Genomic DNA, 26,462 nt, shown 5'->3' with positions numbered 1-26,462 from the left:
GATCACCTACTTATTATTGAAACGTTCTACAACTTCATCAATGCTTCCCGCATTCAGGAACATACCTTCTGGAATCTCGTCATGCTTTCCTTCCAGAATTTCTTTGAATCCCTGAATCGTATCATTTAAGGAAACATATTTACCAACCGTACCGGTGAACTGCTCTGCTACGAAGAATGGCTGAGATAAGAATCTCTGTACCTTTCTGGCTCTGTCTACGATCACCTTATCATCTTCAGACAATTCATCCATACCAAGGATTGCGATGATATCCTGTAGTTCTTTGTAACGCTGTAAGATTTCCTGAACGCCTCGGGCAACCCTATAATGTTCTTCCCCTACAATACGAGGATCTAAGATACGGGAAGTAGATTCCAGTGGGTCTACCGCTGGATAAATACCCTGTTCTACGATTGCACGGGATAATACGGTCGTTGCATCCAGATGGGCAAATGTCGTTGCCGGTGCCGGGTCTGTTAAGTCATCGGCTGGTACATAAACTGCCTGAACGGATGTAATGGAACCATTTTTTGTAGATGTGATTCGTTCCTGAAGAGCACCCATCTCTGTCTGCAAGGTTGGCTGATAACCTACCGCACTTGGCACACGTCCTAATAATGCAGATACCTCAGAACCTGCCTGTGTAAAACGGAAAATGTTATCGATGAATAATAACACATCCTTACCACCCTGATCACGGAAGTTTTCCGCAATCGTCAGTCCCGTAAGACCAACTCTCATACGAGCTCCAGGTGGTTCGTTCATCTGACCAAATACCATGGTTGTCTTCTCGATAACCCCGGAATCTGTCATTTCATAATATAGATCGTTCCCTTCACGAGTACGTTCTCCAACGCCAGTAAATACAGAATATCCACCATGCTCTGTTGCAATGTTACGGATCAATTCCTGAATCAATACGGTCTTACCTACTCCCGCACCACCGAACAGACCGATCTTACCACCCTTCTGATATGGGCAAAGTAAGTCTACGACTTTGATTCCTGTTTCTAATACTTCTGTCTCTGTTGCCTGCTCTGCAAATGTAGGAGCTTTTCTGTGAATTGGTAGATAATCCACGCCCTCCGGTGCAGGCTTTTCATCGATAGGTTCTCCTAATACGTTAAAGATACGTCCCAGGGTTGCTTCTCCAACCGGTACCATAATCGGTGCCCCTGTGGAGACCGCATCCATTCCTCGTACTAATCCGTCTGTCGGTCCCATCGCAATACATCTGACTGTATCATCACCAAGATGCTGGGCTACTTCAACGGTTAACTTCTCTCCATTTTTTCTCGTAATGCGAATCGCATCGTTGATTTCCGGAAGCTTTCCTTCGCTGAATTTAATATCTAAAACGGCCCCGATAATCTGGGTGATCTTCCCGATATTTTGTTCTGCCATTTTTTCACTCCTTATAGTTAAAATCATCTCTAATTCAATGCTTCTGCACCGGAAATGATTTCTGTTAATTCCTGTGTAATTGCTCCCTGACGGGCACGGTTATATGCAAGGGATAATGTGGCGATCATCTCTTCCGCATTGCTGGTAGCAGAATCCATAGCCTGCATTCTGGCACCATTTTCACTTGCATGGGATTCCACAAATGCACCATAGATCAAACTGCAAACATATTTTGGAATAATCATATCCAATGATTCTTCCGCTTCCGGCTCGTAGTTCATAGGAGTCTTTGATTCTTTTTCTTCCACCATTGTTTCATCAAATTCTACAGGCAGTAATTTGACTAGTTTTGGAATGTGTACCACGGTGTTTTTAAAGCTGGTATAGGCAAGATAGATTTCGCCGATCTCACCTGCGGCATAGCGGTCTAATACCTCTTTACCCAAAGCCATGGCATCGCCGTAATTAGGTTCTTCAATCATATCAGAATGATCCGCTATGATCGCATACCCTTTCCGATCCAACACCTCCATAGCCTTATGCCCAACAGCATAGATATCCACATCCTCTTTGTTCAGATTACTTTCTGTCAACAATTTAGCCACATTATTGTTATATCCTCCGGCAAGGCCTCGGTTAGAAGACACTACGATGACTGCCTTCTTTTTGGAACCATTGTCCGTCAGATATGGATGCTTAATGTTGCCGGATTTTTGTAGAATTGATGTTACTGTGGCGTACATTTTGTCAAAATAAGGCTTCGATTCCTCAGCTCTCGCCCTCGCCTTCTGAAGCTTAACGGTAGATACCAGCTTCATGGCCTTGGTGATCTGCTGGGTACTCGTAACACTTTCCTTTCGACGCTTGATATCGATCATGGACGCCATGCTTTCCTCACATCCCTTCTACTTCTTAAATTCCTGTTTGAATTCCTCAATGGCTTTTACCATCTGCTTTTCCGTCTCATCTGAAATTACTTTTGTATCGCGGATGGACGCAAAGATTTCAGGATATTTGGTATCGATAAAGCTCAATAATCCTTTTTCAAAATCCAATATATCAGCTACTTCAATATCCAGTAAGTATTTTCTTGTTGCCGCATAAATGACTACAACCTGCTTTTCTACTGGCATTGGCTGATACTGAGGCTGTTTTAAGATTTCTTTGATTCGTTCTCCCTGTGCCAGACGTTCCTTGGTATCTGCATCTAATTCAGATCCAAACTGTGCAAATGCTGCCAGTTCACGATACTGTGCCAGGTCGGTACGAATTGGTCCTGCGATCTTCTTCATCGCCTTGATCTGAGCAGAACCACCTACACGGGATACAGACAGACCTGCGTTGATCGCCGGACGGAAACCAGCATTAAACATCTCTGTCTCCAGATAAATCTGCCCGTCTGTGATGGAAATTACATTGGTAGGGATGTAAGCAGATACATCACCTGCCTGTGTCTCAATAATTGGAAGAGCGGTCAAAGATCCTCCTCCTAACTTATCAGAAAGTCTTGCTGCACGCTCTAATAATCTGGAATGTAAGTAGAATACATCTCCAGGATAAGCCTCACGTCCAGGTGGACGACGAAGTAATAAGGAAAGGGTACGATACGCAGTCGCATGCTTACTTAAGTCATCATAGATGACCAGTACGTCCTCTCCGTTCTCCATCCATTCTTCTCCAATCGCGCAGCCTGCATATGGAGCAATATACTGTAATGGAGCCAGCTCACTGGCGGTAGATGCTACGATAGTCGTATAATCCATCGCACCATATTCTTCTAATGTTTTTACGATATTGGCAACGGTAGATGCCTTCTGACCAATGGCAACATAAATACAATGTACCCCCTGGCCTTTCTGATTGATGATCGTATCAATGGCAATGGCCGTCTTACCTGTCTGACGGTCACCGATGATCAGCTCACGCTGTCCACGTCCAATCGGAACCATGGCATCAATTGCCTTAATACCCGTCTGAAGAGGAGTATCTACTGCTTTACGAGAAATAACCCCGGAAGCCACTCTTTCGATCGGTCTTGTTTTCGTTGCTTCGATCGGACCCTTTTCGTCAATTGGCTGTCCCAATGCATTGACAACACGTCCTGTCATCGCATCCCCAACTGGAACCTCTACTACTCGTCCCGTTGTCTTTACGATATCTCCTTCATTAATGTTCTTATTATCACCTAATAATACTGCACCTACGTTATCTTCTTCCAGGTTCAAGATCATGCCATATACGCCGCCTGGGAATTCAAGAAGTTCCCCCTGCATAGCACTTTCCAGACCATGAATACGTGCAATACCATCCGCTACCTGAATAACAGTTCCAACATCAGAAGTTTCTAATTTTGTAGAATAATTCTTAATCTGCTCTTTGATCACAGAGCTGATTTCTTCTGGTCTTAAATTCATGGAGCCTTCCTGCACCTCCTGTTTCTCTGTTCTAATGACCCTCAAATCATCTGTTTGGGATCATTACGCTAACTGAATCTGATTCAAAGCCTTTGCCATATTGGCAAGCTTCGTCTTAATACTGCTGTCTACCACACGATCGTCAATGCGGATCACAAGTCCTCCGATCAGACTTTCATCCACTTCATATTCCACTTCAAATGACTCATATTCTGTAATTTCCAACAGTCTTTTTACAATCGCATCTTTCTGCTTCTTTGTTAATTTCATCGGTGCAGATACTTTTGCCACACCGATCTTTTCATATTTTTTCATACGGTTTTCCACGTATGTGAAGATGTTAAGGATTTCATCATAACGACCCTTTTTCACAATAATCGTTAAAAATCCCATCATATCATCGCTGACTTTTCCTTTGAAGATCTTATCGATGATCTTGATCTTCTCTTCACCCATAATCTTTGGATGATTCAGTAGCTTGAGAAGCTCATCGTTCTCTTCAAAAATCTGCTTTACAGACAGGACTTCTTTCTTCATCTCGGAAATAATATCCTTTTCCAGGGCCAGCTCAAACAACGCGTCTCCGTATGTCTTGCTCACTAGCCTAGCCATGTCTGATCACCCATCTCTTTTAATGTTTCTTCAATAAGAGCTTCCTGTTTCTTTGCGTCAACGGATTTGGTAATGATCTTGGCAGCCATTGCAGTTGCCACTGCGATCATCTCTGTCTTTACTTCATCCTTGACTTTCTTCTTCTCTAATTCTACTTCCGCATTGGCACGGGAAATAATACGAGCCGCCTCTTCCTTCGCCTGGGCAACTATCTCTTCCTCTTTTTTCATTGCTTTTTTGCGGGCATCGGCAAGAATCTGATCAGCTTCTTTATTAATATTTTTTAGCTTACTTTCGTAATCTGCTCGCAACTTACTGGCTTCTTTCATGTCTGCTGCCGCAGCTGCCTGCTCATTCATAATTCTTTCCCGACGGTCATTTAAAATCTTCTTGACCGGTTCAAATAAAATATAGGAAAGAGCAATGAATAATAACAGCACACAAATGGCCTGCAAAATGACATCAAAGCCTAACTGTAAATCCAAGCCAAAAATTCTTCCATCCATTCTTTGGCCTCCTTCTGGATTGTGATCGTGTCATCTCTTATCCTAATTTTGCATATAATGGATTTGCATATAATAAGATCAATCCAATAACCAATCCATACAGACCTGTTGTTTCTGCTACAGCCTGTCCTAATAACATGGTAGATGTAATATCCCCTCTTGCACCAGGATTACGTCCTACTGCTGCAGCACCCTGTCCAGCTGCATATCCCTGTCCAATACCAGGTCCGATACCTGCGATCAATGCTAAACCTGCTCCGATTGCTGAACATGCTAAAACTAAACCTTCGTTTGTAATATTACTCATAGTAATTTCCTCCTTAAATATTCATTTTCTAAGCATCACGCTTATCTGTAATAAATACCATCGTCAACATGGCGAATACATATGTCTGAATTGCTCCTGAGAACAAGTCAAAATATGCATGTAAAAATGTCGGCACCCCTAATTTTGCAAAAATAGGGAGCAGACCATACCACAATCCCAACATGATCGTTCCGGCCATAACGTTACCGAACAAACGCAGTGAAAGTGATAATGGTGTTGCAAACTCACCAATCAGATTGATCGGGAACAACAACGGAATTGGCTTGAATAAGTTTGTAATAACTCGAAACTTACTCGTCTTAATGGCACTGTACTGAATCAGAATAAATGTAAGCAATGCCAGTGCCAGTGTTGTTCCATAATCGGCAGTCGGCGGTCTTAAGCCAAAGAGTCCGGATATATTGGAAATAAAAATAAACAGCATGATCGTTCCAATATAGTTGACAAAGTTCTTGGCATGACGCCCCATACTGCTGTGCACTACATTGTCCAATGTCTCAACCAGAAACTCAATGAAGTTCTGAAATCCATTGGGCACTTCATATCCCTTTAGGATGCTTCTTCTGGCTGCCAGTGCAAAGATCAGAATGGTCAATGCAACAATCAACGTCGTAACATGGGTCGTGGTAATCCACACCTGCTGACCAAATACCTTGACCGGAACCAGATAATGGACCATGAAATCCACATCATTATCCGCTAACATTGACATGCCGCTCATTCCTGAGATCAGATTGGCCATACAAAATCCCATAGCATCTCCTCCTTACTTTATTATTTTTTTCGTAATATAATGATTCGTAAATCGTTGCATAAGAGCGGATACTTTTATCCCCAATAATGCAACGATAACCCCCAGAAAACAGGAAAAATGAATCTTCATGGCAATTACTGCTGTCACAGCCATAACGAAAAAACGAAACAATGCCCGCTTCATCATGTAGCCATTCGCCGTCTTTGGATCCATATCCAATGCCCCTTCAATGGAATAGAGCATATGAAAGCTGATTCCAACAGAAACACAGACACCTGCGATTACTCCAAGCAAATACCAGATGTTTCCCTTCGTTATTATCATACCCAAAATTCCAGCCACCACTCCAAAGATTATGACTCCGATCACCAAATCTAACAGGGTCTCATTCATCTCTCTAAGCTTTCTTTTCATCATTGTCTGACTCCTTTTCTTCATCACTTGCATTCTTTATTAGAGTATAGGAGCCCCGGACACCGCCTCCTATCCCTAACAGTAAAAAAGGAATAAAAAAATGGGTCGAAAACTTCTCATCCAGCCAGAGCCCGACAAACATACACATGAAAATAGACGTAAGCATCGTAATCCCCAACTGGGTCACCAATGATAACGTTTTTAATACCGTATGATTCTTCTTCATCATGCTCCTCCTTCTCGGAAGTATTCACCCACATATAGAGAGGTTCTTTATGATTTTTTACTATTTCCTCATTTGATCCTCATTTGCATATTATAGCATTTATACCAAAATATATCCACTGTAATTTTATGGCTATGAGAAAAAGAAAGGAAGGAAATTGATGAAACTCCCTTCCAAATATCACTCTTAATGAAATTGTAAACGTATCTGCTCTATTTTCACTGCACCTTTATAGTGATGCTCTTCTAAATCCTGCTCCTGCTGCTTTTTATCCGTATAGAACGCAGCTTCATAATCAATGTATTCGAGACGATCCAGATTTCCATTCGCTATGACACAATAGCATTTAGAAGCATCCATTGTTTCTGCATATCCATGGTGCCTTCCTTTTCCCATATAAAAATCCACCCGATTTGTATAATATTGATATTCGATATCATCCAAATATTCAACAAATAAAAGAAGTGCTGGATGTGCGGAATCATATTTTCCCGTATTGATATAATAAGTATAACAAAAATCATTTTGCTCTTTTTGATATTTACGATATCCTTCAAGTTTCCCCATTTTCATAGTGGCTCTATACAGATCCGGATACCGCCGTTTAAACTCTTTTTGGGAATATTCTTCCATTTTAAACGTTTTCTTAAATGTTCCTTTTGTTTCTATATGCTCTGTAACACATCGATCACGAAGATCCAACACTATTCCACTCACAAGAACTATAATGGTACAGACAAAAACAAGCACTCTGGGGAAAACACGTAAATACGCAAAAAAACTATCATTGCTTTCCTTTTTATGTGTAAATTGATTATATGTAATCAACAAAAAACCTATCAATACTCCACCGGCAATCAGAATTATCAACTTATCAGACACCTCCTATCACTGAACTATAAAATCTGTTTTATAAATTTTTATCTGCTCTTGCTTCAATTGTTCTTTTGCTTCCTCCTGATAATGTAATAGTTGCTGTTGTATTTGCTCCAATAACACTTTTATTATAGATATATCTTCCTTTTTTAAAACCAGTTGAATATGAAAAACTATTTTTAGATGGCTTTTTGGAACCAGTTGCACTATTTGAAGCTAGATAACTTTGTCCATAATAAACCCTTCTATTGGATAAAGTAGTAGCTCCCCTTAATTGCACCCAACTCCCAGTAACTTTTGTTAATTGCACATATTCACCAGAAATTGTATATACTATTTTTACTGTAGCTTTCCAAAATACATTATTTTCTTCATTTTCTAATGAAGAAAATGTATTTATAGATGAATCTATGTCATCCTCCATTTCTATTACAGTACTATATGTTTCTTCATATTCTCACCTCAATTTCTAATTTGTTTACTAGGCATTTGTGAAACGCCATAGCCTTTATACAATCAGCTTTCTTTGGCAGATATTTTTTCAGATTGCCAGGAAATTTATGAATCTGACAAACTTCAGTTTCTGTCCCTCTTACAACAGCACATTGACCTTGATAAAATTGTTCCCGCCTCCTTATTATACATACTTTTAAATATATTTTTGTCACTTATTATCATACCCATCTCCTTTTAATTTCTTGCCATATTAATAGTATCATTAAAGTCTCTCATACATTACATTCATCTGATTTCTCAGATATTGGTTTGCCACCATTTGTTTTGTATGGATTTTTATTATTTCATAAAGCATCACTTCTTCCATTTCATTAACTCCATTTACCCGAACTACAATAAATCAGAATTCAGAACCTCAACAAGGACTGTATTGGATGACTCTTGAATATAATTGATAGAAATATCACTTGAATCAACTTTAATCTCCTGTTTTTTTAATTTTGCTTTTTCTAATTCTGCTTTTTCCACACTGGAGTTTAGTAGTTCCTGTTTTTCGTTTTCAGTAGCATCGCTCTCAAATTCAACTAGAGTTTTTACAGCAATTTCAAATTCATCGCCTTCCAACTGATTCACTTTATCGAACTCCACTTTTCCATTATTAGCACTGATAATTGAATAGTCACCACTAGCCGTATCATTGCTTAAATATAAAATATATATCTGTCCTTTTTCTAGCTTTTCATACCCCTCTATATGGATATAATTATTATCATGAATTGCTGCATTATCTATAATTGTCAGTTTATCACCTGACTGAAATTGATCAGCATTATCCCCTCCATAGATCTCCAAAAGTTCTATATTTCTCAAACTATAAGCACTTGATATAGAATCAGTGTCTTCGGTATCCATTTCTATTACACTATTCTCTTTCGAAAGATCATCCATAATTTTTGCTTTTACGATTAACTTAGAAGTCTCCTTCAGCTCTTGGTAATCAAATAGAATACATTCTGACTGAATCGGAATATCTTTTAATTTAGCAACTGACTCACTCTTTCCACAAGAACACAGCATAAGCATGATACCAACCATAATTGTCATCACAAATACTTTCTTTTTCATCTATTTTCCCCATTTCTTTCTCAACTCATCTTTTTCATAACTGGATACTGCAGTATAACTTTTTAATCCTTGATGCATAATATGCTGTTTTTCGCTATGACTACAATGAGCCATACTGAAAGCATGACCTGCCTCATGAATTAATGTAGCATGTTTATTGACTGAACTTGCAGATGAATTTTTATATACCGAACATGTTACTTTCCACCAACGATCATTAATTCCCAATTCACTCCCCTCTTTTGTAAAAAGAAATGTCTGTCCCAGCAATCCCACAAGAGGTGGTTTGGTTAAATTGTATCTTATTCTGAATCTTGAATATTTGTAACTATCCCCTTCCTTCGTTAAATTTAAGTTACTTGAAAGAGCAGACCATTTTTTTGGATATGCAATCAACTTTTCCTGAGTTGTTTTAGAATACGATCCTGCAAATTTCCACGTTAAATTACCTGTTGTATATTTACCAGTAAACGTATTTGCACCTATACTTTTCTGACCAATATATACCCCTAAGATTATAACTACACAAATTATAGCAATCATTGACAGTATTACTTTAATTTTTTTCAGTTATCTGATTTCTCAGATGTTGGTTTGCCGCCATTTGTTTTGTATGGATTTTTTATTTTTCCATAAAGCATCATCCCCTTGCACAATAAATAAAACCTTCATTCTTCAAACATCTTTCTTTATAAAATAATATTACCAATAATAACAATTTCTGTCAATATCATATTAGATTCTAATATATTGATTTTCTTTCATATTAATATATAATATATTTTGAAGAAAGGATGTTTATATGGCCAATAAAAATTCTTTTAAAAAGGGAACTATTGAATTATTATTATTATCACTGTTAAATACGGAAGATTGCTACGGTTATCAGATGACACAAAAGATCAAGCAGCAATCCGAAGGTTTGATTACAGTAACCGAAGGTGCATTGTATCCCATACTATACCGATTGGTAGAGCAAGGATATGTAACCGATTATCAGAAGCCTGCCGGAAAAAGATTGATGAGAAAATATTATCATTTAGAGGAAGATGGGATTACTTACTTTCATTCTCTACTCGATGATTATCATAAAGTGCAGTCAGGTGTACACAAGATCTTATCAATCAACCTTAAGGAACCTGAAATTTCACAAGAAAATGAATGAGGGGAATTATGAGTAAAGTAGTGAAGGAATATATAAAATCGGTAAAAGTGCTTTTTCCTATTCATGGGAAGCTGGAAAAGCAATATCTAAAAGAATTAGAGATGCATATAATGGAATTTTCCGGAGAAAAAGATACACTGTGCTATGATGATATTGTCGCAGAATTTGGTGCCCCATCTTCTGTCATATCTGATTATTTTTCAGAGATCAATGAATCTTATTTATTCCATCATCTGAAGATTAAAAAATATATAAGAAGTTGCCTGACATTTATTCTCGCATCTGTAATCTTATTCAACGGATATTGTTATTATCTGGCCTACTGTGATTACCATCAAGCACAAAAGGAACATATTGCATATGAAGAGACAGTGATCATAGAGGGAGAATGATTATGTTAAAAAAATTTTTTTAACAGGAGCTTTATGTCTGGTATTTTGTGGGTTACCATCCACGAATATATATGCATTAGAAGAAGATTCTATTGTAAATATTGAATATTTAGATGATGGAACTTATTATGAAACAATACTGGAAGAAGCCATGCTACTGGAAAGAAGTAGCAGTAAAAGTGGTAAAAAAACAGTAACTTATAAGTCTTCTGACGGCACAATCTTATGGAGTGTCACAAACCAAAACAAAAATAGTAACGTTGCACTGCAATGCATCAGGAAAATTATCATAAGCATAGACTAACATTTACCATATCAAGTGGTTTTGTTGTATAATCTGCAAAAAAGATGAAGGGAATTTCCCTCCATCTTTTTTTCTAAAACTTTCTAATAATCAATTTTTTCATCCTGCCCAATGGCCGCTCCCAGGCTGTAATAGGTCATCACTGCCTTGGCCACCAGACGATCGTGTTCGTCCTTCATGGAAACGTCATAAATACTCAGCGTCTTTCCCGCTTTGACTTCTTCTGCCGTAGCCGTAATGACTCTGGATCTTCTGGTCCCGCGTAGGTAATTGATGGTTCCTGTGGAAGTTACAATGTAAAATCCTCGACTTAATGCAGCTGTTCCTCCTACCGTATCTGCAAGAGAGAATAACACGCCTCCATGGATGGCTCCATATGGATTCAGCATCCGATCCTCAATCTCCATTCTTCCTACTGCAGTTCCCAGCCCTACTTCAAGAATCTTCATATTCATATCCTGTGCATGGCCACCCTGGTGATTTCTCTGTTCTTTCAGCTTATCGTAATCCATAACTATTCCTCTCCCCGGAATACGATCTTACCACTTCTCCAGTCCATATCATCTACAATAGCCAAAGATTCCAGATGAATGCCTCTGTCTCGGATCAGCTTTCCGCCAATCTGAAAGCCTTTTTCGATGACAACACCAGCTCCCACCAGTTCGGCTCCGGATTCCTCTACCAATGCAGCCAGACCTTCTAATGCCTTTCCATTGGCTAAAAAGTCATCGATCAATAATACCTTATCTCCTTCTCCAAGAAAATCCTTAGAGACGATAATATCATAGATTCTTCCATGGGTAAAAGATTCTACTTTACTTGTATAAACCTCTCCACTGATGTTTTTTGTCTTTGATTTCTTAGCAAATAACACCGGCACTCCAAATTCCTGTGCCACCACACAGGCAATTCCGATTCCTGATGCTTCTATGGTTAAAATCTTATTGATCTCCTCACCGGCAAATCTTTTCTTGAATTCCTTTCCAATTTCCTGAAATAATTCAATATCCATCTGATGGTTCAAAAAGCTGTCTACCTTTAAGACATTGCCCTGCTTGATAATTCCATCTTTTCTGATTCTGTCTTTTAATAATTGCATACGAATTGCTCCTTACCTCTCATCACTTGTATTACAAGTTTTCTTCTACTATAGCATACCTTATGCGTCATTCTCAATATGATTTCTTCATTTTCATTCTTTCACTGGCAAATACTCAAACAGAACCTTTACAGTCCCGCCACAGATCATTCCCGTATTGGCACTTTCCCGGTTCGTCATATCAAATACCTGCTGCCAGATCTGCTGCTTATGCTCCTTTTTCAGATTCTCCATTGCCTCCTGTATCGCCATATATTCCGCATTGCCTCCGCCGATGCTTCCTTCCATATGTCCATCTGCACATATCCACATCCGGCTTCCCACGTCTCTTGGAGATGATCCCTTCTTTTCTACGATAGTAAGCATCATCCCTTCTGCCATTTCCTGTTCCAGCTGCTGGCCGATTGCCGATTCCATGACTCCATCTGCCTTTTCATTCTTCACCTGGATGATTTCTGCCAGGATGCCCACTGCAATTTCCGCCGGCGTCTGCGCACCGATCTTCAGCCCAATTGGTGCATGGAGACTCATAATCTCTTCTTCTGTAAATCCCTCTGCCTTTAGCTTCTCCTTGGTAATCGCCACCTTTTTTCGACTACCGATCATCCCAAGATAGGTGCATGGGTAGGAAAGCAATTGTCTGACACAACAGGCATCTCCCCGATGTCCTCTGGTTACAACAATATAGTAGGTATTCGGTGCAAACGGCACTTTATGAAGCAACTCCTCATAGTCACAACAAATGACCTGATCCGCCATGAAAAATCGTTCCTCATTAGCAAATTCTTCCCGGTCGTCTACGACGGTCACATGAAAATCAAGCATTTTCCCCATCTGACAGATTGGTTTGGAGATATGACCTCCGCCGCACACGACAAGCTTCGGCTGTTTGGTCAAATATTCTACAAACACTTCTTCTCCATTGATCATCCTAAGACCGTTCTTTCCATCCATTTCCTCTACTACTTGTTGCCATAAAGCTTCTGTTGCTTGACCAAAAGTTCCCAAAAGCTCCTTCTTCGGATTCCATACGGCTCTACTTCCCTGATCTTTCCCCTTTGTAATGACTGCTGTAGATGCTTTCTCTTCCTGCTTTAAGGTCTTCCAAAGCAGCTGATAGATTTCTCTTTTCTTCATTCCTTACACTCCTGCCGCAAGCTGGCCACCCATGCCGGATACCCGGTTTCTTTTGCAACTTGCTCTCCTTTTTCTTTTACTATATCACAATCTGCCTGATTCAGAACCAATTTTATAGCAGATTTCGGATATTGTTCCTCTAAAGGCTTCAGATAGCCCTCCGTTAGAAGACGAGCAGCCGCTTCTTCTGTCAAAATCTCTTCTGGTTTTATGATTTTCTCTGCCAATTGTATCCGATGACACACATCTCCTGCCCTTTTTCCAAGAGCAGAAAGCCCAAAAACTACATAAATCTCATCGGCATCTGGCAGGATGACCGGCTCCGTGGAATTGGGCATCTTAGCCGGCAATCCCTTTGAGCCATCAGCTTCTATCAATGTTACATCTGTACATCCTTCTAAAACCTTATAGGCTTCTCTGCCAATCCAGGAGATTTTCCCACCTGGTGCTTTTCTTCCTGCCTGGACCACACCCCTCCTGCAAAGCATCTCTTCTATCTGTTTATGAAATGCTTCCAGGGAATCTTCATATATCAGACATCCCTCTTCTTCCATCATATGAGTGGTGGTAAGAATCAACACTTTTTTTCTTTTTCTTCTATATTGTTCTGCCAGATAGTGGATCAATGAGGTTTTTCCTCCTGATCCTGCCACATAGATCTTCATGCTTTTTCACCTGCTCTCCTCAAGCATTTCTTCAAAATAATCAAAATCCTTTAACTCTTTGGGATTTTTCATCTGATACTGCCAGACTTCTTCTGGATGAACCTTTAAGATCCTTCTTCCACCCTGATCTCCGGTAAGCTTCATTAGCTCACCATAATATCGGTTATGAAAGATGGCAGGATTGCCAGGAACACCATCGCACATCACGGTCCCCAATGATTTTCCCTGTTCTCTGACCCCATCTATCAATCCCCTTATCGTATCTGGTGTAATAAACGGCTGATCTGCTGTCAAAAACAAGTAATAGCACGACTCCTTTTCCTGGCCAGCAGCTTTTAATCCATTTCGTATCGTATAAGACATGCCCTGTCGGCTTTCTGGACTAAACACTGCGATCAGTCCTTCCTTCTCTTTTGCATATTCATAGATTTCCCTATACTGCGTTACCACATAGATTTTCGTGTCTTCCATTTGCTCGGTAGCCTGTATCAGTGCATCCAGTCCGTGTTGATACAGTGGCTTTCCATGAAATGGATATAATAATTTGTTGGTCCGTTTTCCTTCGGATATACAAAACCGGCGACTGTTTCCAGCCGCCAGATAGATCATCTTAACTTTCATGTTCTAAAATTCCCATGGCAATCTTCTCCGGAGTAATTGGAAGCTCATGGAATCGAATGCCTGTGGCATTATAAATGGCATGGGTCAATGCTCCAAGAGGAGTATTGATGACAACTTCTCCGATGGATTTTGCCCCAAATGGTCCTGTTGGTTCATAGCTGCTTTCAAATTCCACACGAATTTTTCCCATATCCAACCGGGTTGGTATCTTATACTGCATAAAGGAATTCTCCCATAGTTTTCCTTTTTTACTATAAGTAATATCTTCTGAAAGCGTCATACCAATTCCCTGAACGATTCCACCTTCTGTCTGAACCCGGGCAAGATTTGGATTGACTACCGTGCCGCAGTCTACCACCGCTGCATAATCTAAGATTTCCACATGCCCCGTCTCTTTGTCCAATTCGATTTCTACTGCACCCACCATGTACGGCGGTGGAGAAACTGGGGAAGATTTGGTAGCAGTTACCTGAAAAGCTGTATTATTATTGCACATGGATGCGGTCGCCAGATCCACAAGAGAAATCTCCCGTCCATCTTCCAGACAACGAACAAAGTCGCCATCAAACTCTACCTGATCTGCCTCTACACCGAGTGTTTTGGCACCTGCTTCCACAATTCTTCTACGAAGCTCTGTTGCGGCTTCCTCTGTTGCTTTTCCTGTCAGATAGGTGGTACTGGATGCATAAGATCCAGAATCGTATGGAGAGATATCCGTATCCGCTCCTACCGTGACAATCCGGTCAATATCACACTCCAGCACTTCTGCTGCCATCTGTGCCAATATGGTATCACATCCGGTTCCCATATCTGCTGCTCCAATACCAAGCACATAGAAACCATCATCATTTAATTTCAGGTTGGCAGAACCAACATCCACATTGGAGATGCTGGAACCCTGCATTGCCAGGGAGATTCCCACACTTCGTACCTTATGATCTCCCACAACTCTACATGGGAACTTCTCCTCCCAACCAATCATATCCTTGACTCTCGCTACGCAACGATCCAAGGCACAGCTGTTAGCTGTCTCTCCATAATAAGAAGGCATCTTCTCTCCTTCTTTTACCATATTCATCTGCCGCAGGCGGATCGGGTCTATCTGAAGCTTATCTGCCAGTTCATTGACGGTAGACTCCACTGCAAAGATTCCCTGTGTCGCTCCATATCCACGATATGCTCCTGCTGCTTCTACGTTGGTATAGACAACATCATAATCAAAACGATACGCTTCCAGATCACCATATAAAGAAATCGCCTTATGGCCGGAAAGCCCTACAGTCGTAGGTCCATGTTCTCCAAATGCTCCCGTATTGGATAAGGTATAGACACTGATTCCACGGATCTTCCCATCCTTCATGGCTCCAATCTTGCAGGTAACCTCCATCTCATGTCTTGGAGATCCCTGAACCTGACTTTCCTCTCTGGTATATATGATCTTGGCTGGTTTCCCGGTCTTCCAGGTAACAAAAGCCGGATACACCTCTGCTACTGAGGTCTGTTTCGCACCAAAACCGCCACCGATTCTAGGCTTCATAACCCTGATCTTTGACTTTGGAATATCCAAAGCATGTCCCAGGATTCTTCTTAAGTGAAACACAATCTGCGTAGAACTTACCACATTTAAACGTCCATACGTATCCATATAAGTATAAGTCCGGAAAGTCTCCATCATGGCCTGGTTATTTGCCTTGGTATGGTAGGTTCCTTCTACTACAACATCGCATTCTTCAAATACCCGGTCAATATCTCCATAACTATCCTTTTCGGAAGCACATAAATTCCGCTTATTATCTGCTCCTACCGGACATAAAGATTTCCAGTTGTCTTCTGGATGCACCAGAATATCGCTGTCCTTGGCATCATGAAAATCCAGAATCGGCTCTAATACTTTGTATTTCACCTTAATCATCTTTAATGCCCTGTCTACGGCTTTTTCTGTTTCTCCAGCTACGATCACCACTGGATCTCCTACATATCGAACTCTCTGATCTAAGATCAGTCGATCATAAGGACTTGGCTCCGGATAGGTCTGTCCAGCCATAGTAAACCTTTTCTGTGGAACATCCTGATAGGTATAGATAGCTTCAATGCCAGGTACCTTCCATGCCCGATCTGTCTGAATCTCTTCAATCCATGCATGGGCATGAGGGCTTCTTAAAAGCTTTACGATCAAACAGTCCTTCGGTGCCAGGTCATCGGTATAGACTGGCTTTCCTGTTACCAGTGCCATAGCATCCTTTTTACGAATTGGCTGATTTACCACTTTCATCTGCTACTCCCCTTTCTGTTCCTTACTCTTCTTATATTCTAAAAAAGCTAAAATTCCCCGCAACTGTCCTTCATATCCAGAACATCGGCATAAGTTCCCTGCCAGATATTCTTTGATCTCTTCCTCATCTGGATATGGATTCTCACGGAATAGTGCCAATGCATTCATAATAAATCCCGGGTTGCAGAATCCGCATTGCTCTGCTCCCTGATCGGCAATAAACGCACCAAATTCAGCAGCTTCTTCCTGAAGTCCTTCCAACGTAGTTACCTTCCTTCCATCAGCTCTGGCAGCCAAAGTAGAACAGGATAATACCGGTTTGTCATCCAGGAATACCGTACACAGACCACAGTTGGCAGTCTCACAGCCTCTTTTTACACTATAACAGCCCTGAGTTCTGACAAAATCCAAAAGGAGCATATCTGCTTCAATTTCCGCAGTTACCTTTTTTCCATTCAGCTCTAATTTAATTTGCATTCTGTTCCCCTCCTAACACCTGACAACCACGTCGTACTAATACTTTGATCAGATGACTTCGGTATTCTTTGCTTCCGCGCATATTAGAACCAGTTTTCACATGATCTGCCACATATTCTCCAAAGGCTTTGGCACTCTCCAGACTGATCCCTTCTTTTAGAATATCGTCATTATCCCAAACAATGCAGGCTTTATATGGTCTTGCCCCAATGACGGCCTTTACTCCCTGCTCCGTTTGTGCCACTGCACATGCGATAACAGGAAAATCCGTCTTTGTATTCCGATGGCTTAAATATGCCACAGATAATGGAGTCTTCTTCACAATGACCCTTACCAGAATATCATTATCCCTTTCCATGGCAGCGAACTGATCCATGGAAACAATTCCGCCCTTATACAATTCTACATAAGAATCCAGGGCCAGGAACATAGTCAGCACATCTGAAAAACCAAATCGTCCAAAAATACTTCCTCCTACGGTTGCCACATTTCGAAACTGAACGCCTACGATATGACGAAGACTTTCTCTCATCGCTCCACCAGTATAAGCATCCAGCCCAGGATGTAATTCCAAATCCCTTAAGCTGGTCATACAACCAATGGAAAATTCATCTTCCTTTTCTTCAATCTTATCCAGACCCAAACCAGAAAGATCAATGGCAGTGCCGATGTTTCTTGCACCCATTTTCATCCAGAGCATTCCTCCGATGATTTTATTGGCTTTTTTCTGATTTAATTCATAAGCTTCTTCTAAACTAGTCACCTTTCGATACTGATTAAATGTCAGCATAGGAATATCCCCTCCAATTTTCTGCTATTTTTGATTTTCTTCTTTTGGAAGAATAATATTCAACACTAATGCTACTGCTGCCGCAGGTACAATTCCAGAACCACCGAATACATACTGAATGATATCAGGAAGCCCTGCTAATACTGCACTGTTGGCTCCAATTCCGTATCCAAGTCCCAGTGCCACAGACACAATCGTAATATTTCTTCCTGTTACTTCTGTCTTTGTGATCAACTGAATACCACTTACTACGATAGAAGAGAACATCATGACGGCTGCTCCTCCCAAAACACTCTGTGGCATAATAGAGATCAATGCCGCTAATTTAGGCAATAATCCACACAAAATAAGGAAGACTGCTCCACACGCCAGAGCAAATCGATTGACAATCTTAGTCATCGTAACCAGACCTACATTCTGGCTGAAAGAGGTATTTGGAAGCACTCCGAAGAATGCTGCAACCGTAGAACCAAGTCCATCACAAATGACTCCACCGGATAATTCTGAATCACTTGCTTCTCGTCCCATTCCACCTTCCATGACACCGGAAATATCGCCAACGGTTTCTACTGCTGTTACCACAAACATCACTAATACCGGAACAATGGCTCTAATATCAAAGATCGGTTTGACTGGCATAAACTTCGGTACAGAAAACCAGCTTGCCTGTGCCACTTTATCCCAGTTTAATACCCATGACTTGGCTACTTCCTGCCCTTCCGCATTCATAACTGTCGTTGGAAGTGTCATTCCCATGATCGCAGCAATAATATAACCTACAATAATTCCGATCAGAATGGAGGATGAGCTGGTAAATCCTTTTGTTCCATGTTTTAATGCAATAATCACGATCAACACAATGGTTCCCAAAAGTAAATTTTCGATAGAACCATAATCAGCAGCACTGCTTCCTCCTCCAAAGGAAGAAATTCCTACTGCGATCAAGGATAAACCAATAGATAATACTACGGTACCAGTAACAACTGGTGGGAAAAACTTACGCAAAGGCTTCAGACAAAATCCCAGCACGCCTTCAAAAATACCGCCTATCATGGATGCTCCCATGATAGCTCCATATCCTAAGATTCCTCCACCCATAATGTTCACTACATTGCTAAATACCCCAATGAATCCAGAACTGGTTCCCATAATGATCGGAACCTTTCCACCGACTGGTCCAATGGCATATAACTGCACTAAAGTAACTACGCCTGCTATGATCATGGCATTCTGAAGTAATGCCACCTGAACCTCTGCAAACTCACTTCCCACTCCCATGCCACAGGCACCAGTAATGATCAAAAGCGGTGTCAGATTTCCAACAAACATGGCTAATACATGCTGCAATCCTAATATGATGGCTTGTCCCAGTGGAATCTTCCCATAAAAATCATATGGACTGGAATATTGACTTTTGTTTTCTTTATGATTCATAATCTCTCTCCATTCATCCTTTTGTTTTATTTTCATCACACAAAATTTTTATGTAACAAAAGAAAAGCCAGAAGCCCACTTAAGACATCTGGCCTTATATATTCTTAATCTTCTTCGATCATCTTGATCCTTCTGATATGTCTTTCATCATTAGAAAATGGTGTATCTAAGAATGTATCCACAATCTTGATCGCAAGACCAGGGCCGGTTACTCTGGCTCCCAAAGCTACAATATTAGCATCGTTATGTTCTCTTGTTGCCTGAGCACTAAAACAGTCACCGCAAAGAGAAGCTCTGATTCCTTTTACCTTATTCGCAGTAATGGAAATACCAATTCCAGTTCCACAGATCAAGATTCCCTTCTCACATTCTCCAGAAGCAACTGCGTTGGCTACTGCTTTTCCATATACTGGATAATCCACAGATTCTTCGCTATAACATCCGTAATCCTTATACTCCAGCCCTCTTGCCTCTAAATGTTCCATAATTTCCTGTTTCAATGCGTATCCGCCGTGATCACAGCCAATTGCTATCATGTCTTCTTCCTCCTAAATGAATATTAAAATCTTGTTTTCCATATTTTATCTACAAGCTGCTGTATTTGCAAAAAGCAGCACTCGTATTCTTCCTGGCTTTTTCCATAAGGGTCCTTGATGTCGCCAATTTCACCTGCATATTCATAAATGGTTGCGACTTCTAAAAATCCCTCATAGTTTTCCATAACCTTTTTCTTCTGATCCTCCGTCATAGTAATGATAATGGTATCGTCCGTTATCTCTTCCTGCAAAAGCTGGGAGGATAAAAAATCATATATCTTATATCCATGCTGACGCACAATGTCGGCAGCTCTTACATGGACCGGCTCTTCAAATAATACAACCAGACCTCTGGAACTGACCTCCACAGAATCCAGTTCACTCTCCTCTACCTTCTGTCGCAATACAACTTCTGCCATAAAGCTTCGACAAGTATTATTGGTACTAACAAAAATATATTTCAACCTCTTCCTCCTTTACACCTCAATCCTTTCGTAACCAGCTGCCTTTGTCAACCGGTTCATAATGGCAAATCCATTCTCTCCTGTTTCAAATACCTGTGAATAAATCATATCCACTTCTTCATGGTCAAATCGCCGAAGCACATCGTACAAATGATAGGCAATGGTACTATCACAACTCTTTGTACCAATGGATAAAACAACATCCCCCTGATAGCGGTCAGCAGTTTCATCCGTTGCGATCACACCAATCCTTTCTCCTTTTCTATGGGCCTCTGTGACCTTCCGGTTAATATAGGAAATCACCTTCCCTTCTTCTCCGGACACCAGCACCAGTTCCGCCTTTGGCGCATAATGCTTATACTTCATACCTGGTGCCTTTGGTGCAATCCCCTTGGCACCTCCACCCATCACGGCCGGATCAATAGCAACCGGCATTCCAATGACTTCCTCAAACATCTTCGGTGTAATAAAGCCAGGTCTTAAAATCACCGGCTTCTTCTCTGAAAAATCAATAATCGTAGATTCAATCCCAATCCCGACCATTCCTCCATCTAAAATACATGGAATTCTTCCATTCATATCTTCAAATACATGCTCTGCCCTGGTCGGACTTGGCTTTCCAGATGTATTCGCGCTTGGCGCTGCGATGGGACATCCACTTTCCCGAATCAAAGCCCGTGCGATAGGATGATCTGGCATGCGAATGGCCACAGTAGATAATCCTCCAGTCGTCTCCAGTGGAACGATCTCTGACTTTTTCAAAATCATTGTCATCGGTCCCGGCCAGAATGCCTCTGCCGCTTTTCTGGCAGCTCCCGGTATCTCCTGTACCAAAGGCTCCAATTCATCCATATCTGAAATATGAAGAATCAGCGGATTATCAGAAGGCCTTCCCTTGGCTGCATAAATCTTGGCAGATGCTTCCGGATCCAGGCCATTGGCACCTAATCCATACACCGTTTCCGTAGGAAACGCCACCAGTTCTTTCCTCTTTATCCAGTCAGCTGCCTCTTCCAATACCGCTTTATCAATATGTTCCTGATTTATTTTTATTACTTTTGTATACATAAGCATTCCCTTCCATTAAATATTATAGCATAGGATATCATGCCGAACAATGAAAAAGAATATTTCCCATATAGAAAAACATATATTGAAGAAAAACAATCTCTATGAGGTTTTCATGAAACGAATCATTTTTCCCATCTTCCTCCTGTTACTTTCCTTCTTCTGCTCCAGGCAGGGATATCATATGGTCACTACTTTAATGAAGCCATCCGATCCTGTTACGGTTGTCATCGATGCCGGACATGGGGGAAGTGATCCCGGCAAAGTTGGTATTGGCAATCTTCTGGAAAAGGATATTAACCTAAAAATTGCCCAATATCTAAAGCAATATCTAACGGTCAACAATGTACGAGTTATCATGACAAGAGAAATCGATGAAGGTCTGTCCACTTCTACAACCAACTCAAAAGCTTCCGATCTTTCCAATCGAAAGGAAATTATATTTCAAAATAATCCAGTTGCCACCGTCAGCATTCACCAAAATAGCTTTTCGGCACAATCCGCCCACGGTGCCCAGGTATTCTATGGTCAGAATATGAAAAAGAGTAAAAAGCTGGCCGAAATCCTACAAAAAAGGCTCCTGGAAATGGATCCTTCCAACCATCGATTACCCAAGGCAAACAGCGATTATTATCTGTTCCGTGACAATCCTTATACCACCGTTATTGTAGAATGTGGTTTTCTCTCCAATCCAGAGGAGGCCTCCTGGCTAAAGGATACTGATTACCAAAAAAAAATCGCCTGGATGTTACACCTTGGCATTATAGAGTATATTCAAACAGCCGCAGATTAACATCTGCGGCATAAATAAAGTAAATTCAGTATGGCTTATACGGGCTATGTATTAATGTTCTGTTACTTTTATATAGTGTACCTTACAAATCTCCCCCTTTGCATTCTCAATAAAATCCTTCATATAACAGTCTTCTTCGCGGACAAGTCGATTCATCTGCAGCAGATTCTCCTCATTCACCATCGTATCCTCTACCTGAATCTGCAGTCCTGATTCATATAAATCAGTCAACTGGCCGCTATGATAAATCTCTTCCTTTTTCATCACTATGTCCTCTCACCTCCGGGGAAGTACGACTCCCTGTCACTCTTCCCTTCTGGTTATCGGCAAAGACCAAAGGTGCCTGTGATAATATATTGGTTTCAATCTCAAATTTGAGCATATAATAGTACTAGAAAGTCAGCGCTTCTTCCTAACTCCTATTATACCTATAATTGTAAATTTTTGCAATTCTTATTTGTAATTTTTTGGAAATTTAAAAGAAATGCTTTACACATCGAAAATCACACATTATACTATATCTAATAAGATGGTATTATTTTAACCTTTAGGAAAGGATGTGAGGAAATTGAGAATCGAACGAATTAGTGAAAATCAGATTCGATGTATTTTGACAAAATCAGACCTGGAAGAACATCAGGTGCTTCTGAATGAATTAGCTTTTGGTACTGATAATGCCAAGGATCTTTTCCGTGATATGATGGCTCAGGCCTCCGATGAAGTTGGATTTGAAGCTGAAGATATTCCATTAATGATTGAAGCAATCCCGGTTTCTTCTGAAAAACTGGTTCTCATTATTACAAAAATGGATAATCCTGAAGAACTTGATGATAAATTTTCAAAATATATAAAACCTTTAGAAGCACTTGCCGACTTGAATCTAGATGGCGATGATGACTCTATCTCTGATGATGAATCAGCAGATGACGATGACACCTACACTCTGGATACGATGTTAAAAGAGACCAGACGCATTCTGGAAAGAACACATTTGGATAAAGAAATTCCGAAGAAAAAGAAGCAGGATGCAAAAGAAGCTCTGCCTGAAACTCATCGAATCTATCGCTTCCCATCACTGGCACAGACCATTAATGCAGCTATGAAGATCTGCACCATATACAAGGGTGAGAATATCTTATATAAAGATCCGGAAGATAACTTCTATTATCTGGTTATGGAACGAGGCGAACACTGTCAGGAAGATTTCCATCAGATGGGCAATATTCTTTCTGAATTCGGTCTGCGTATCCCATATAGTTATGGTGCATCCGCATATTTTGAAGAACATTTTACAAAAATCCTGGAGCACAATGCCCTTCAGACATTGTCTTCTCTGTAAGAAATTCGAAAAATTTCTTATGTAATAATCGAGTAGGAGGAATTTCTCTTGATTGAGAAATTCCGACCTCTCACACCACCGTGCGTACCGTTCGGTACACGGCGGTTCAATCAACTTAACAAGTAACACACCTTTCGGTGTAGTAATCTAACATTGAGACTAATCCGAATGAGGTTAGTCTCTTATTGCTTATAGCTTGGCATACATCTGAACCTCGACATACTCTTGCGAACCCTTTAGCGTAGGATGTTCGCTTTGCTGCCCATTGGGGCACGCCTAGTTTCATTAAATTCTTTGCCCTGTTTTGTGGTGTTTTCCATTGTTTCCATATACACATACGAAGTCTGAATCGGATATGTTTATCCATTTCTCTGCACAGATGTTTCATACTCCCTATCTTGAAGTAGTTAACCCATCCTCTGATAAGTTGATTGAGTTTCTCCACTTTGTAGCTGTTGCTTACACCCCAGCTACGACAGGTGAGTTCCTTCATCCTCTTCTTGAATTTCTCAACTGATTTTGCATGTGGCTTCGCCTTGTATTGGTGTGCTCTTGAATCAAAATAGAATCCAAATCCAAGGTATTTGAGTCCTTGCGGTTTATCCACTTTACTCTTTGTCATGTTGACCTTAAGCCCTAGTTTCTCCTCAATGAATCGAGAGATATTTCTCATTACTCGATTTGCAGACATTTCACTCCCAACCATAATGATACAGTCATCCGCATATCTCGCGAAATTGAGCCCTCGCTTTTCCATTTCTTTGTCAAGTTCATTGAGCATGATATTCGCTAATAGCGGAGAAAGATTTCCTCCTTGCGGTGTTCCTATTACAGAGTCTTCATACTCATCATCAATCATAATTCCACTGACAAGATACTTTCTCACAATGGAGATGACATCTCCATCCTTGATTGTTCTTCCAATTAAGGTCATCAGCTTGTCATGATTTACTGTGTCAAAGAACTTTTCCAAGTCAATGTCTACAATCCAATCATTACCATCATTCATCATATCAAGTGCTGTTAGGATTGCTTGTTGTGCACACCTATTCGGTCTGAATCCATAACTGTGGTCATGGAATTGTTCCTCATAGATTGGTGTTAGTACCTGTGCAATGGCTTGTTGTACAAATCTGTCTGTTACCGTTGGTACTCCTAGGTTTCTGACACCACCATCAGGCTTTGGTATCTCCACTCTTCGTACTGGTTGAGGTTTGTATTTTCTTGTCCTCAACTGTTCCTTGATGATTTCGCCGTTCTTTGCAAGATGTTCCTTGAGTTCTGTGTACTTCATTCCGTCCACTCCCTCTGCACCTTTGTTTCGTACGACTTGCAGATATGCTCTGTTGAGATTATCACTAGATAATATCTGCTCCATTAGATTACTTGTGTCCATGCGTTCTTTCCTTTCCGTCTCGCTTGATTTGACCATCTTTTACCCGATTGGTTACGGCAGATGTTGTCATTTCTGCAATACGAGACATACTCAAACTGATTGATTGTTCGCCCCTTCACTCCATCCCCATTACAGAGACTTCTTCACTACTATGGGCTCGGCTGATTTCTCACAGTTCGTTGTTACTAGGCTGATGATACCTCTGTGAGACCTCCACGCTTAAGGTGCACGCTCTTTCCTCTCATCTATCCGCCACATTTACTCGTACTTCCAGCAACTTTTGGACTTCATCTCCTTTTGCAGACTTATCCGTATTTCCGAGCCTTATATGTGATTTCTGTCCGTCGGACCAAGAGTTTGCTTACAGCTTCCTTCAGATTCCACCTCACGATGGACACCCTTGCTGTTCGGCTATACACTTCCTCGTTGCCTAGGCGTGTTCGGGACTTTCACCCGTTAGAGCGCGCCCATGGCGCGCAAACAAAAAAAGGAGAAAATCATTGGATTTTCTCCTCAGACTGTAGACAAAGTTGGTGCTGGAGATAATCTCCAGCACCACTTTTCTTTGAAAAATGACTTTTCTTTTAATAACCGCCAAATATTATGGATGGTTGAGATTCTTTCTTCCCTTTTGGCCAGTATCCTGGCCAGTTTTTTCAGGTTCATACATGCAAAAGTAAGCCCCGCTTTCATCTCCATCCGGGCTTTTCCTATGTATTGTGTATAACGAAATCCATGCTGCTCTTTGGCTGTTCCGAAAATCCTCTCGATTGTCTCCTTTCTTAAGTCATATATCTGTTTATTGCCAAGTGTATGCCTGATGTCCTCTGCTTTCTCCATATATTCTTCCCACACATGGCGGGTGATCACTTTTATATGTTCTTTGCTTTCCGTACATCTATGAAGATTTGGACAACTGGCACATATTTCTCCGCAGCTTACGTATTCCCTATAACCCTCCCTGTTTGTCGTATGATAGGATAATATATGGTTTTCCGGACATATATAGCAGTCATAATACTCATCATATACATACTCATATTTTCGGAAAAAACCTTCCTTTGTCATTGGCCTTTTGTATGGGAACAGCGGCTCGATACCATCTTCTAACAACTCATGGGCGATTGCTGGTGTACGATAACCGGCATCTGCTATGATCATAGCCGGTGAATAGATCTTTATCTTGTCATAAAGTGTTTTGAATGTCCGGCTGTCATGTTCATTCCCCGGATGAATGCTGTATCCCAGGATCCAGCCATGTTTATCACAAGCTGTTTCCACTGCATAGGCAAAAACATGTTTATGCTCGCCTTTACGAAACCAGCCGCTTTCCGGATCACTGATACTGCATTTCTGCGTTTTAATTCCTTCTGGAATTTCTTCTTCCTTTGTATT

Annotated in this window: 32 protein-coding genes; 4 read left to right on the top strand and 28 right to left on the bottom strand. The window is 40.8% G+C overall.

All coding sequences use genetic code 11. The features are described 5' to 3' along the window. Positions 1–6: 6 nt before the first annotated feature. The 13 genes from atpD to BHF69_RS11795 all read right to left on the bottom strand — a co-directional run bounded on the left by atpD (position 7) and on the right by BHF69_RS11795 (position 9,658). Positions 7–1,404 carry a F0F1 ATP synthase subunit beta gene (gene atpD / locus BHF69_RS11855; RefSeq protein WP_075671921.1) on the bottom strand — a complete coding sequence of 466 codons (1,398 nt, stop codon included), beginning with the start codon at positions 1,402–1,404 and terminating at the stop codon, positions 7–9. Positions 1,405–1,433: 29 nt separating this feature from the next. Next, positions 1,434–2,291 (bottom strand): ATP synthase F1 subunit gamma, encoded by an 858-nt coding sequence (gene atpG / locus BHF69_RS11850; protein WP_075671919.1) that lies wholly within the window; start codon positions 2,289–2,291, stop codon positions 1,434–1,436. A gap of 18 nt (positions 2,292–2,309) precedes the next feature. Continuing rightward, the gene (atpA, locus tag BHF69_RS11845) at positions 2,310–3,818 is read right to left on the bottom strand and encodes a F0F1 ATP synthase subunit alpha (RefSeq protein WP_075671917.1); all 1,509 of its coding nucleotides are present in this window, start codon (positions 3,816–3,818) and stop codon (positions 2,310–2,312) included. A 63-nt stretch (positions 3,819–3,881) separates the two neighbouring features. Further along, positions 3,882–4,430 (bottom strand): ATP synthase F1 subunit delta, encoded by a 549-nt coding sequence (gene atpH, locus BHF69_RS11840; protein WP_075671915.1) that lies wholly within the window; start codon positions 4,428–4,430, stop codon positions 3,882–3,884. Continuing rightward, positions 4,418–4,936 carry a F0F1 ATP synthase subunit B gene (gene atpF, locus BHF69_RS11835; RefSeq protein ID WP_075671913.1) on the bottom strand — a complete coding sequence of 173 codons (519 nt, stop codon included), beginning with the start codon at positions 4,934–4,936 and terminating at the stop codon, positions 4,418–4,420. The genes atpH and atpF overlap by 13 nt, the downstream gene beginning before the upstream one ends. A 37-nt stretch (positions 4,937–4,973) precedes the next feature. Beyond that, complete coding sequence (gene atpE, locus BHF69_RS11830) at positions 4,974–5,243, bottom strand: ATP synthase F0 subunit C (RefSeq protein ID WP_075671911.1); 270 nt, start codon at positions 5,241–5,243, stop codon at positions 4,974–4,976. A gap of 28 nt (positions 5,244–5,271) precedes the next feature. Beyond that, on the bottom strand, positions 5,272–6,018 hold the full coding sequence (gene atpB / locus BHF69_RS11825; RefSeq protein WP_075671909.1) for a F0F1 ATP synthase subunit A: 747 nt from the start codon (positions 6,016–6,018) through the stop codon (positions 5,272–5,274). A 12-nt stretch (positions 6,019–6,030) separates the two neighbouring features. Beyond that, positions 6,031–6,435: a hypothetical protein gene (locus tag BHF69_RS11820; protein ID WP_075671907.1), complete on the bottom strand. Its 405-nt coding sequence runs from the start codon at positions 6,433–6,435 to the stop codon at positions 6,031–6,033. Then, complete coding sequence (locus BHF69_RS11815; RefSeq protein ID WP_242946157.1) at positions 6,416–6,661, bottom strand: AtpZ/AtpI family protein; 246 nt, start codon at positions 6,659–6,661, stop codon at positions 6,416–6,418. The genes BHF69_RS11820 and BHF69_RS11815 overlap by 20 nt, the downstream gene beginning before the upstream one ends. Positions 6,662–6,844: 183 nt before the next feature. Further along, positions 6,845–7,528, bottom strand: coding sequence for a hypothetical protein (locus BHF69_RS11810; RefSeq protein ID WP_075671903.1), 684 nt, complete (start codon positions 7,526–7,528; stop codon positions 6,845–6,847). Between the two features lie 40 nt (positions 7,529–7,568). After that, positions 7,569–7,958, bottom strand: coding sequence for a hypothetical protein (locus BHF69_RS11805; RefSeq protein ID WP_075671901.1), 390 nt, complete (start codon positions 7,956–7,958; stop codon positions 7,569–7,571). Between the two features lie 422 nt (positions 7,959–8,380). Further along, positions 8,381–9,115, bottom strand: a complete 735-nt coding sequence (locus BHF69_RS11800; RefSeq protein WP_075671899.1) for a hypothetical protein — start codon at positions 9,113–9,115, stop codon at positions 8,381–8,383. Further along, positions 9,116–9,658, bottom strand: a complete 543-nt coding sequence (locus tag BHF69_RS11795) for a hypothetical protein (protein ID WP_075671897.1) — start codon at positions 9,656–9,658, stop codon at positions 9,116–9,118. A gap of 259 nt (positions 9,659–9,917) precedes the next feature. On the opposite strand from BHF69_RS11795, the gene BHF69_RS11790 reads away from it, so the two are divergent. Together BHF69_RS11790 and BHF69_RS11785 are read left to right on the top strand one after the other, a co-directional pair. After that, positions 9,918–10,280 (top strand): PadR family transcriptional regulator, encoded by a 363-nt coding sequence (locus tag BHF69_RS11790; protein WP_075671895.1) that lies wholly within the window; start codon positions 9,918–9,920, stop codon positions 10,278–10,280. 8 nt (positions 10,281–10,288) lie between these two features. Further along, complete coding sequence (locus BHF69_RS11785; protein WP_075671893.1) at positions 10,289–10,672, top strand: DUF6120 family protein; 384 nt, start codon at positions 10,289–10,291, stop codon at positions 10,670–10,672. A 387-nt stretch (positions 10,673–11,059) separates the two neighbouring features. Here the strand turns inward: BHF69_RS11785 and BHF69_RS11780 are convergent, their stop codons facing one another. From BHF69_RS11780 to BHF69_RS11725, 12 genes are all read right to left on the bottom strand, one after another. Then, positions 11,060–11,488 carry a PaaI family thioesterase gene (locus BHF69_RS11780; RefSeq protein WP_075671891.1) on the bottom strand — a complete coding sequence of 143 codons (429 nt, stop codon included), beginning with the start codon at positions 11,486–11,488 and terminating at the stop codon, positions 11,060–11,062. 2 nt (positions 11,489–11,490) lie between these two features. Next, positions 11,491–12,075 carry a xanthine phosphoribosyltransferase gene (locus tag BHF69_RS11775; protein WP_075671889.1) on the bottom strand — a complete coding sequence of 195 codons (585 nt, stop codon included), beginning with the start codon at positions 12,073–12,075 and terminating at the stop codon, positions 11,491–11,493. A 93-nt stretch (positions 12,076–12,168) separates the two neighbouring features. Continuing rightward, the gene (locus tag BHF69_RS11770; protein WP_083651310.1) at positions 12,169–13,212 is read right to left on the bottom strand and encodes an XdhC family protein; all 1,044 of its coding nucleotides are present in this window, start codon (positions 13,210–13,212) and stop codon (positions 12,169–12,171) included. Beyond that, entirely contained in the window at positions 13,209–13,877 is a 669-nt protein-coding gene (yqeC, locus tag BHF69_RS11765) for a selenium cofactor biosynthesis protein YqeC (protein WP_075671887.1), read from the bottom strand. The genes BHF69_RS11770 and yqeC overlap by 4 nt, the downstream gene beginning before the upstream one ends. Before the next feature lie 6 nt (positions 13,878–13,883). After that, positions 13,884–14,498: a nucleotidyltransferase family protein gene (locus BHF69_RS11760; RefSeq protein ID WP_075671885.1), complete on the bottom strand. Its 615-nt coding sequence runs from the start codon at positions 14,496–14,498 to the stop codon at positions 13,884–13,886. Beyond that, positions 14,488–16,770: a xanthine dehydrogenase family protein molybdopterin-binding subunit gene (locus BHF69_RS11755; RefSeq protein ID WP_075671883.1), complete on the bottom strand. Its 2,283-nt coding sequence runs from the start codon at positions 16,768–16,770 to the stop codon at positions 14,488–14,490. The genes BHF69_RS11760 and BHF69_RS11755 overlap by 11 nt, the downstream gene beginning before the upstream one ends. Before the next feature lie 3 nt (positions 16,771–16,773). Then, the gene (locus BHF69_RS11750; protein ID WP_075671881.1) at positions 16,774–17,247 is read right to left on the bottom strand and encodes a (2Fe-2S)-binding protein; all 474 of its coding nucleotides are present in this window, start codon (positions 17,245–17,247) and stop codon (positions 16,774–16,776) included. Then, positions 17,237–18,037, bottom strand: coding sequence for an FAD binding domain-containing protein (locus tag BHF69_RS11745; protein ID WP_075671879.1), 801 nt, complete (start codon positions 18,035–18,037; stop codon positions 17,237–17,239). The genes BHF69_RS11750 and BHF69_RS11745 overlap by 11 nt, the downstream gene beginning before the upstream one ends. A 24-nt stretch (positions 18,038–18,061) precedes the next feature. Next, positions 18,062–19,471, bottom strand: coding sequence for a uracil-xanthine permease family protein (locus tag BHF69_RS11740; protein WP_083651308.1), 1,410 nt, complete (start codon positions 19,469–19,471; stop codon positions 18,062–18,064). Positions 19,472–19,575: 104 nt separating this feature from the next. Continuing rightward, positions 19,576–20,007: a ribose 5-phosphate isomerase B gene (rpiB, locus tag BHF69_RS11735; RefSeq protein ID WP_075671875.1), complete on the bottom strand. Its 432-nt coding sequence runs from the start codon at positions 20,005–20,007 to the stop codon at positions 19,576–19,578. Positions 20,008–20,030: 23 nt separating this feature from the next. Beyond that, on the bottom strand, positions 20,031–20,471 hold the full coding sequence (locus tag BHF69_RS11730) for an arsenate reductase/protein-tyrosine-phosphatase family protein (RefSeq protein ID WP_075671873.1): 441 nt from the start codon (positions 20,469–20,471) through the stop codon (positions 20,031–20,033). 12 nt (positions 20,472–20,483) lie between these two features. Continuing rightward, positions 20,484–21,539: an L-threonylcarbamoyladenylate synthase gene (locus tag BHF69_RS11725; protein WP_075671871.1), complete on the bottom strand. Its 1,056-nt coding sequence runs from the start codon at positions 21,537–21,539 to the stop codon at positions 20,484–20,486. A gap of 115 nt (positions 21,540–21,654) precedes the next feature. On the opposite strand from BHF69_RS11725, the gene BHF69_RS11720 reads away from it, so the two are divergent. Continuing rightward, positions 21,655–22,332: an N-acetylmuramoyl-L-alanine amidase gene (locus BHF69_RS11720; RefSeq protein WP_075672300.1), complete on the top strand. Its 678-nt coding sequence runs from the start codon at positions 21,655–21,657 to the stop codon at positions 22,330–22,332. Between the two features lie 51 nt (positions 22,333–22,383). Here BHF69_RS11720 and BHF69_RS11715 read toward each other — a convergent pair whose 3' ends face one another. After that, entirely contained in the window at positions 22,384–22,596 is a 213-nt protein-coding gene (locus BHF69_RS11715) for a hypothetical protein (RefSeq protein ID WP_075671869.1), read from the bottom strand. Between the two features lie 295 nt (positions 22,597–22,891). On the opposite strand from BHF69_RS11715, the gene BHF69_RS11710 reads away from it, so the two are divergent. Beyond that, the gene (locus BHF69_RS11710) at positions 22,892–23,671 is read left to right on the top strand and encodes an adaptor protein MecA (protein ID WP_083651306.1); all 780 of its coding nucleotides are present in this window, start codon (positions 22,892–22,894) and stop codon (positions 23,669–23,671) included. 115 nt (positions 23,672–23,786) lie between these two features. Here the strand turns inward: BHF69_RS11710 and ltrA are convergent, their stop codons facing one another. Both ltrA and BHF69_RS11700 read right to left on the bottom strand, forming a co-directional pair. Continuing rightward, positions 23,787–25,067, bottom strand: coding sequence for a group II intron reverse transcriptase/maturase (gene ltrA / locus BHF69_RS11705; protein ID WP_158022527.1), 1,281 nt, complete (start codon positions 25,065–25,067; stop codon positions 23,787–23,789). A 513-nt stretch (positions 25,068–25,580) separates the two neighbouring features. Continuing rightward, positions 25,581–26,462 (bottom strand): transposase (locus tag BHF69_RS11700; protein ID WP_143249552.1); only part of this gene is annotated, 882 nt, incomplete at its 5' end.

The sequence above is a fragment of the Anaerostipes sp. 992a genome (genome assembly GCF_001940245.1).
Classification (GTDB): domain Bacteria; phylum Bacillota; class Clostridia; order Lachnospirales; family Lachnospiraceae; genus Fimousia.
This window is presented reverse-complemented; position numbering and strand designations above follow the sequence as displayed.